This is a genomic window from Kitasatospora sp. NPDC056181, from assembly GCF_042266225.1.
GTDB lineage: Bacteria > Actinomycetota > Actinomycetes > Streptomycetales > Streptomycetaceae > Kitasatospora.
The window spans coordinates 43150-49955 of sequence record NZ_JBHJUK010000059.1; the positions used below are offsets into that span (position 1 = coordinate 43150).

The window sequence follows — 6806 nt, forward strand, 5'->3', positions numbered from 1 at the left end:
CTGCCCTGAGAACAGGCGTTACTGACGATCCGTCGGATCGACTGTGGACGACGATAGCGCACGCTGACTTCAATTGAAGGCGCACCTCGTGAAGTTCCCCCTCCCGTGCGTTCGGGGCCAGTTAGACCCGCTCTCAATCAGCACGGCACACTGAGCCCACGACACGCTGAGAGGACAACATGCCCCTTCGCCGTACCCCGACCCTCCGCCAGCGCCGCCTGGGCATCGAACTGCGAAAGATGCGGGAGCGGGCCGGCTTCGGTGGCAGCCAGCTCGCCCGCACTCTCGGCCTCAACCCCACCCAGGTGACACAGATGGAGTCCGGGAAGATCGGCGTCAGCGCAGAACGCCTGCGCACGGTCGCCGCAGCATGCAGCTGCGCCAACGAGCCCCTCATCAGTGCACTTGCGGACATGACGGCAGAACGAAGCAAAGGCTGGTGGGAGGCGTACCGCGGGGCCCTATCAACGGACTTCCTTGATGTAGCAGAGATGGAAGGGCACGCGCAGGGGCTCGCCACCTGCACGAGCACCTACATTCCGGGACTTCTTCAGACCAGCGCATACGCCTCAGCGGTGTTCTCCAGGGTTTACCCACCTCTCCCCGCCCACGACCTCGACATTAGGACCACCTTCCGGATGCGGCGACAACAGGTCGTCCGCTCCGACGGGATCCCCTACCGCGTGTTCATCCACGAGGCGGCGCTACGCATGCAGTTCGGCGGGCCCCGGGTACTCGCCGACCAGCTCGGCAGCCTCATTGAGGACTCCCAGACACCCGGACTATCAGTGCGGGTAGTGTCGTTCGACACCGACACCTTCCCCGGCTCCAGCGAGAACCTCACGTACGCAGAAGGGCCAGTTCCCGAGCTCGATACCGTCCAGATGGATATCCCCAACGGCAGCCAGTACTTCGACTCCCAAGCCCATCTGGAGAGCTACCGAGCGATCTTCGCCCGCATGGATCTGAGCGCCCTGCCGGAAGAGGAATCACGAGACCTCATGCGGCGAATCAAGAAAGAAAAGGAAGACAAGCTTGGCTAGCGTCGACTGGCAGAAGTCCAGCTACTCTGCCGCAACCAACGAATGCGTCGAGGTCCGTACCGCCGACGGGCTGATCGAACTCCGCGAATCCGACGCCCCCACCACCATCCTCCGCACCACCCGCACCACCTTCGCCAAGCTCCTCCAAGCCGCCAAAGCCGGCGCCTTCGACCACCACGCCGACCCCGCCGCATGACCCAGCTGTCCCTCGCTCAACCGAGCGAGGGACAGCCGTCCTTGGAAGGTGAAGACATGGGTGGCCTGGTCTGGCAGAAGTCCAGTTACAGCGCTTCAAGCAACGAATGCGTCGAGGTCCGTACCGTCAACGGGCTGATCGAACTCCGCGAATCCGACGCCCCCACCACCATCCTCCGCACCACCCCCACCACCTTCGCCAAGCTCCTCCAGGCCACCAAAGCCGGCGAGTATGACTACCGAACCGCCCTCAGCCCCTGAAACCCCTCGGCCAACCGCCCGCCCCGGTACCTGACGGATCGGTTCACGCCATCGAATACTGATGCGCCCGTACAGGAGCGGTTCCGATCCGGCCTCAGCTGACGGCTCTCCAGCCCCACGGCCGCGGACCGCTGTCTCCTTGCAGACAGGCGAGACGGTAGTGGGCCTCCGATCGATGTCGGGCAGGATCGGCCGCGGCGTGCTGGAGGGCGAAACAGGTGACTCGGAGCTCTCGAATATCCCGCAGTACCGGGTATCCGGCCCAGGTCATCACGTCGGCTCCGTACGCCTCGCAGAAGGCGGTGTACTCGCCGTCCGAAACAGTGCCGAAGGTGCCGTAGCCGACGGCGGTGGCGGTGAGGTCCCACTCGGGAGGTCCGAGGGAGGTTCGTTCGAAGTCGAGCAGGTAGGTGGTGGTCGGTGTGACCGCCGCGTTGCCGCCCCAGGCATCGCCGTGTATGACGCTCGCAGGCAGGCCAGGCGGGAGGCTCAGCCATGCTGTTTGGAGTTCGGCCAGGCGGTCGCGGAGCCACCGCCTCTGCCTGTCGTCGAGCGTGGCCGCGCCGTCGATCCGGTTGGCGAGCCGGACGAACGGGTCGAGGCCGCCCAACGGGAAGTCCGGAACGGGAAGTCCGTGGACGCGGCCGAGGAGCGGCGCGATGTCGGCAGCGCTTCCTGGCCGGTGCGGTGGCAGCTCGTGCCAGAAGGTCACCGGGCTGCCATCCACGTCCAGGGGCTCCCGCTGGTGATCGAGCGGTCGCACCGCAGGCACCCCGCAGTCACCCAGCCACCGGGCGACCGCCAGTTCACGGCTCGCGGCCGCCGACTGCCCGGGTCGGCTGATGCGGGCCACGACCCCGAGCGGCAATCGCCACAGCGCGTTCTCCCCGATCTGGATCGGTTCGGCGCCCGCCGCGGACAGGCCAACCGTCGCGCACGCCTTGAGCAGTAGGGAGCGGGAGTCCTCGGTGTTGCTCACGCCGCCACCGTAGCGGCGATCTGTTCCCGAAGGTCCCGGATGTCGCCGAGGCAGCGGTGGCGATGGGCGACCCGGCCGAGCTCAGCCAGCTCGTGGTTGGCCCGCAGCGAGCGGAGGTCGCTGACCTCTGCGAGTGCGCTGCGGCTCTCGGCCACAGCCTGCTCAGCGTCACCGACCGCCATCTGGAGCGTGGCGAGCTTGGTACGGGAGAACGCGCGGGATCTGGTGAAGCCGTCGCCGTGACCGTCCACCGCCGCCTTCAGCCTCCGGAGTGCTTCCTGCGGTGGATGGCCGGCGAGGGCGAGGTCGAACAGGGCGTGCCCGGTGTCGCCGCGGTGCTGTGCTCCGTCGTAGTACGCCATCCACGGCCCCTCGGCGGCCGGGGTGATGGAGGCGAACGAGTCGTCGGACGCGCCGATCGCGGCCAGGGTCTGCTGGGTGCGGCCCATCTTCGCCAGGGCTCGGGCGCGAGCGTTGTGAAGCATGGACCGCTCGGCGGGGGAGAGCCGGTCGGCACGGGCCAGGCCGAGTTCGGCGAACGTGAGGCCGGAATCGGGATCGCCGCGCCAGATGGCCTGCCGGGAGCGGAGGTTGTAGGAAACTGCGCGCAGTGGCCAGTTGTCCACTTCCTCGGCACACGAGGTGGCGAACGCGAACAGACGGTGGGCGTCGTCGTGGGCGAAGGCGTCGAAGGCCGAGGCGCCGACCACGGTTGCCAGACGGCTGACGGCGCCGAACAGCTCAGCCCGGAGCGGAGTGGGGCAGCGACTGTTCAGGAGGCCGGCAGCCCAGCGGAGTTGGGCGAGTGCGGTGTCGCGAACGACACCTCGGGCCGAGTCCTCATGGTGACGTTCTCAGAGGATCGTGATCGTCTAGTCTCGGCGGCAGCCGACGGCACGGTCAGGGCCCGGTTGTCCGGGCACAAACAGCTCGCCGAGGTTCGCGTCGACACGGCGCCGAACTGCCCCCGCAACCGGCGCCGGGCGAAATCCTCGTCGGTAGTGCCGTCGAGTCGGCCCTGCTCCGGTTCAACGACCACGATCTTGACACTGCCCTTGATCCTCTCGAGGTCAAGGGCAGGACCGCCACCCGATGATGACGAAAGAGACGAGCCCCGACGTGTCGACCGCACCAGTGATCCGCAGCAACGTCCCCGGGTCCTTCGCCTGGGGCGTATTCCACGAGCGTCACCCCAAGCTCATCCAGCAGGTGCTCGACGCGCTGCCGTACGGTCCCGCCGAACAGACCGCGGTCGAGCGGCTCCTCACGGAGAGCACCACCGGCGTGCTGGAGCCGCTGGGTCCGGACGCCCCGGACCACGCGCAGTGGCTGGAGTGGGGCCGGGGCCTGTGGGGCAAGCCCTGGGGCGAGGCTCCGTTCCTTTGGGCCGAGAGCTACTTCTACCGACGGCTGCTGGAAGCCACCGGCTACTTCCAGCCCGGAGCATGGCAGGGCGTCGATCCCTTCGCGCCGTTCAAGAACGCGGAGCTGGGCGGTGTGGCAGTTGACGACGAGCTGGCCGCGCTGAGCAAGCTCAACACTCTGCCGGAGCCGCAGCGGGCGGAGGCGCTTCTGTCGTCCGCACTGTGGGGCAACCGCGCCGACCTCAGCTTCCAGATCACCGCGAGCGCCGGTGTGTCGACCGTGTCCGATCTGGTTGCTGACGACAGTGCGACGTTCTGGGCCGAGCTGGGGCAGGCCGGGGGTGGGCGGATCTGCGTCGTCGCGGACAACGCCGGCCGCGAACTGCTGCCCGACCTGGTGCTGATCGATCACCTCCTGGCCGGCGGCCTGGCATCCCGGGTCACCCTGTACGTGAAGCCCCATCCCTATTACGTGTCGGACGCGACGATGGCCGACGTCCTCGCCACGGTCGAACGCCTGCGCACCGCGCCGTCGCCGGCCGCGGGGGCAATCGGCCAACGGCTGTGGGTGGCGATGAACGAGGGCACGCTCGCAGTTCGCACACACGCGTTCTTCTGCGCGCCGCTGCCGTTTCACGACATGCCCAACGACCTGCGCACCGAGTTCGCTGGTGCCACGATGGCGATCCTCAAGGGCGACCTCAACTACCGCCGGCTCGTCGGCGACCGGCTCTGGTCATCGACCACGCCCTTCAGCCGGACCGTGGGCCACTTCCCCAGTCCCGTCGCCGCCCTGCGGACTCTGAAGTCCGACGTGCTCGTCGGCATCGACGCCGCCGTCGTCACCCACCTCGACAGCACGGGAACGCCGTGGCGTACCGATGGCCGCCACGCCCTCGTCCAGGTCCACCGCTGACCGCCGGGTCATCTCGTGTGTCCCGCAGCTGTGACTTCACCGCTTCGGCGCCGCTCACAACGGCAGCCCCTGGCTCACACAGGAGAACGCTGTTGGTTGATTCGGAGCCTTGATCACTGCGCCCCGCCGAGCTGGTGCTCGGCGGGGCGCAGTACTGCGAAGTGGCTGGTGCGAGTGCGGGCCCCGGGACACCTCGGTGCGGAGGGCGTCCATGCGGGCGAGGTTGATCGCCGCGGCGTTGAGCCGGCGTTGGAGGCTGGTGTTCGCTAGGCGCCCTGGTAGCGGGACCTTCGCAGGCCATAGCGCTGGATGCCCTGGGGGAACCGCCGTTGTCGGCGCCACGCCGGGCGTCGCGCCGCCGGCCTCGTGGCGGGCCGTTGACGCGGCAGCGGTGAAGAAGATCTCCCGCCCGCGCGACATCCTGCCGTCCCACGTAGTCATGAGGGGTATGCACGGGGATCACAGGACGAGGGAACAGGCGGGGACCGAGTGAAATCAGCTCAGGAGAACGAGTACCTGGAGTTCGTGGCCGCGAGGGCCAAGGCGCTGTACCGCTCGGCGTACGTGCTCACCGCCGGTGACGCGCACCTTGCCGAGGACCTGGTGCAGGAGACCCTCAGCCGGGTGTACGTGCACTGGAAGCGGGTGGCCGGTGCGGACAATCCGGCGGCCTACGCCCAGACGGTTCTGGTCCGCACCTTCCTCAGCCTGCGGCGTCGCCGAAGCACCACGGAACGCCCCGTCGGGAACGTGCCCGACGGTGCGGCGTCCGGCCCGGACACCGCGCTGCGGCTCACCCTGCTGGACGCCCTCGGCCAACTCCCGCCCCGCGACCGGGCGGTACTTCTGCTGCGCTACTGGGAGGACCGCAGCATCGAGGAGACCGCCCGGATGCTCAGGCTGAGCAGCAGCGCGGTCCGCTCCCAGGGCACCCGCGCGCTCGGCAGGGTGCGCGCGCTGCTCGGCGACAGCCTGTCCGACCTGGTGCCGCACTGAGCACGTGCCCGCAGGTCAGAACCGCCGCAAGGCCCCGCCCCCATCAGCGATAGAAAAGGTGACTTCAGCATGCCGTTCGAAGCAGACCTCGCACACGCCCTGGACCGCACGGCCGACTCCCTCGACCCCGATCTCACCACGTTCGTGAGCGGAGCCGTCGAGCGCGGGCGCAGCCGCCGGCGTCGACGCACCGCAGGCGTCATCGCCGGTGTCACCGCCGGGGTCGGCGCCTGCGCCTTCACCGTGGTCGCGGCGACCGGCCTGGTGTTCCCCGGTGCACTCCCCGGGCTCCACCCCGCAGGATCCGACGTCGAGCCGGCGGCGCACGCGGCGCCCCGTTCCGCGATCACCGACACCCAGATGATCAAGGCCCTGGAGCTGACGTTCCCCGGGGGCCGGTTCAGCCAGGAGACCGGGCAGAGCAACGACCCCGCGAATCCGTCCGGCGGAATGGTCGCCATGGGTTCACTGGTCGTCGACGACGGTGGCGGCGCCTCCAGCGTCGGCGTCTCGGCCGTGCGGCTCAAGCTGCCGCTCAGGGACGGTGACGGGCTGAGCTGCGAGCAGACGAAGCCCGCGCGCGCCTCCGGTGACACCTGCACGCTGAGCGAGCTGCCGAGCAGTGCCGCGATCCCCGGCGGGGCCGTGGTGATGTCGGAGGAGATCGCGGCCAAGCACCCGGCCGGTGTCGACGCCGCCCACCGCTGGACGGTGACGGTGACCCTGAAGTCGACCGGTGCGCAGCTGCAGATGGTGCAGTGGAACAGCGCCGGCGGTTTTGGTGCCAGTGAGGTGCCGAAGCCGACCCGGGTCGCTCCCCCGCTCTCCCAGCAGCAGGCGGTGGCCGCACTCACCGGTGCCACCTGGGCGCCGATCATCGCCGCCCTCGGCTGACGGTCCGTCGGTCACCCGTCGACAGGGCCCAGGAGCAGCCCGCACCGGCGATGACCGGTGAGCGGTGACCGGTCACCGTCGGAAGTCGGCCACGCCGACTTCCCACTCCACGCCCGGAGCACACACCACGGCGGCCCCCGCTCGACGTGTCGAGCGGG

8 protein-coding genes and 1 pseudogene are annotated in these 6806 nt (G+C 69.1%); 6 read left to right on the plus strand and 3 right to left on the minus strand.

The window, feature by feature from the left end; genetic code table 11:
* Nucleotides 1-179: 179 nt before the first annotated feature.
* From ACFC1F_RS22520 to ACFC1F_RS22530, 3 genes are read left to right on the plus strand one after another with little or no spacing between them, the layout of a single operon-like run.
* Nucleotides 180-1043: a helix-turn-helix domain-containing protein gene (locus ACFC1F_RS22520; protein WP_376160652.1), complete on the plus strand. Its 864-nt coding sequence runs from the start codon at nt 180-182 to the stop codon at nt 1041-1043.
* Nucleotides 1036-1239 carry a DUF397 domain-containing protein gene (locus ACFC1F_RS22525; protein WP_376160654.1) on the plus strand — a complete coding sequence of 68 codons (204 nt, stop codon included), beginning with the start codon at nt 1036-1038 and terminating at the stop codon, nt 1237-1239. Before ACFC1F_RS22520 ends, ACFC1F_RS22525 begins: the two co-directional genes overlap by 8 nt.
* 56 nt (nt 1240-1295) lie before the next feature.
* Nucleotides 1296-1499: a DUF397 domain-containing protein gene (locus ACFC1F_RS22530; RefSeq protein ID WP_376160655.1), complete on the plus strand. Its 204-nt coding sequence runs from the start codon at nt 1296-1298 to the stop codon at nt 1497-1499.
* Nucleotides 1500-1593: 94 nt separating this feature from the next.
* On the opposite strand, the gene ACFC1F_RS22535 is transcribed toward ACFC1F_RS22530, so the two are convergent.
* Both ACFC1F_RS22535 and ACFC1F_RS22540 read right to left on the minus strand, forming a co-directional pair.
* On the minus strand, nt 1594-2478 hold the full coding sequence (locus ACFC1F_RS22535) for a phosphotransferase enzyme family protein (RefSeq protein WP_376160657.1): 885 nt from the start codon (nt 2476-2478) through the stop codon (nt 1594-1596).
* Complete coding sequence (locus tag ACFC1F_RS22540) at nt 2475-3188, minus strand: hypothetical protein (RefSeq protein WP_376160659.1); 714 nt, start codon at nt 3186-3188, stop codon at nt 2475-2477. Before ACFC1F_RS22540 ends, ACFC1F_RS22535 begins: the two co-directional genes overlap by 4 nt.
* A 382-nt stretch (nt 3189-3570) precedes the next feature.
* Here ACFC1F_RS22540 and ACFC1F_RS22545 point away from each other — a divergent pair, with 382 nt between their 5' ends.
* Entirely contained in the window at nt 3571-4758 is a 1188-nt protein-coding gene (locus tag ACFC1F_RS22545; protein ID WP_376160661.1) for a damage-control phosphatase ARMT1 family protein, read from the plus strand.
* A gap of 113 nt (nt 4759-4871) precedes the next feature.
* Here the strand turns inward: ACFC1F_RS22545 and ACFC1F_RS22550 are convergent.
* Nucleotides 4872-5063 (minus strand): annotated as a pseudogene (locus ACFC1F_RS22550) (IS5/IS1182 family transposase); the annotation flags it as partial.
* Between the two features lie 184 nt (nt 5064-5247).
* On the opposite strand from ACFC1F_RS22550, the gene ACFC1F_RS22555 reads away from it, so the two are divergent.
* The gene (locus ACFC1F_RS22555) at nt 5248-5754 is read left to right on the plus strand and encodes a SigE family RNA polymerase sigma factor (protein WP_148642530.1); all 507 of its coding nucleotides are present in this window, start codon (nt 5248-5250) and stop codon (nt 5752-5754) included.
* Nucleotides 5755-5823: 69 nt separating this feature from the next.
* Complete coding sequence (locus tag ACFC1F_RS22560) at nt 5824-6648, plus strand: hypothetical protein (RefSeq protein WP_376160662.1); 825 nt, start codon at nt 5824-5826, stop codon at nt 6646-6648.
* Nucleotides 6649-6806 lie beyond the last annotated feature (158 nt).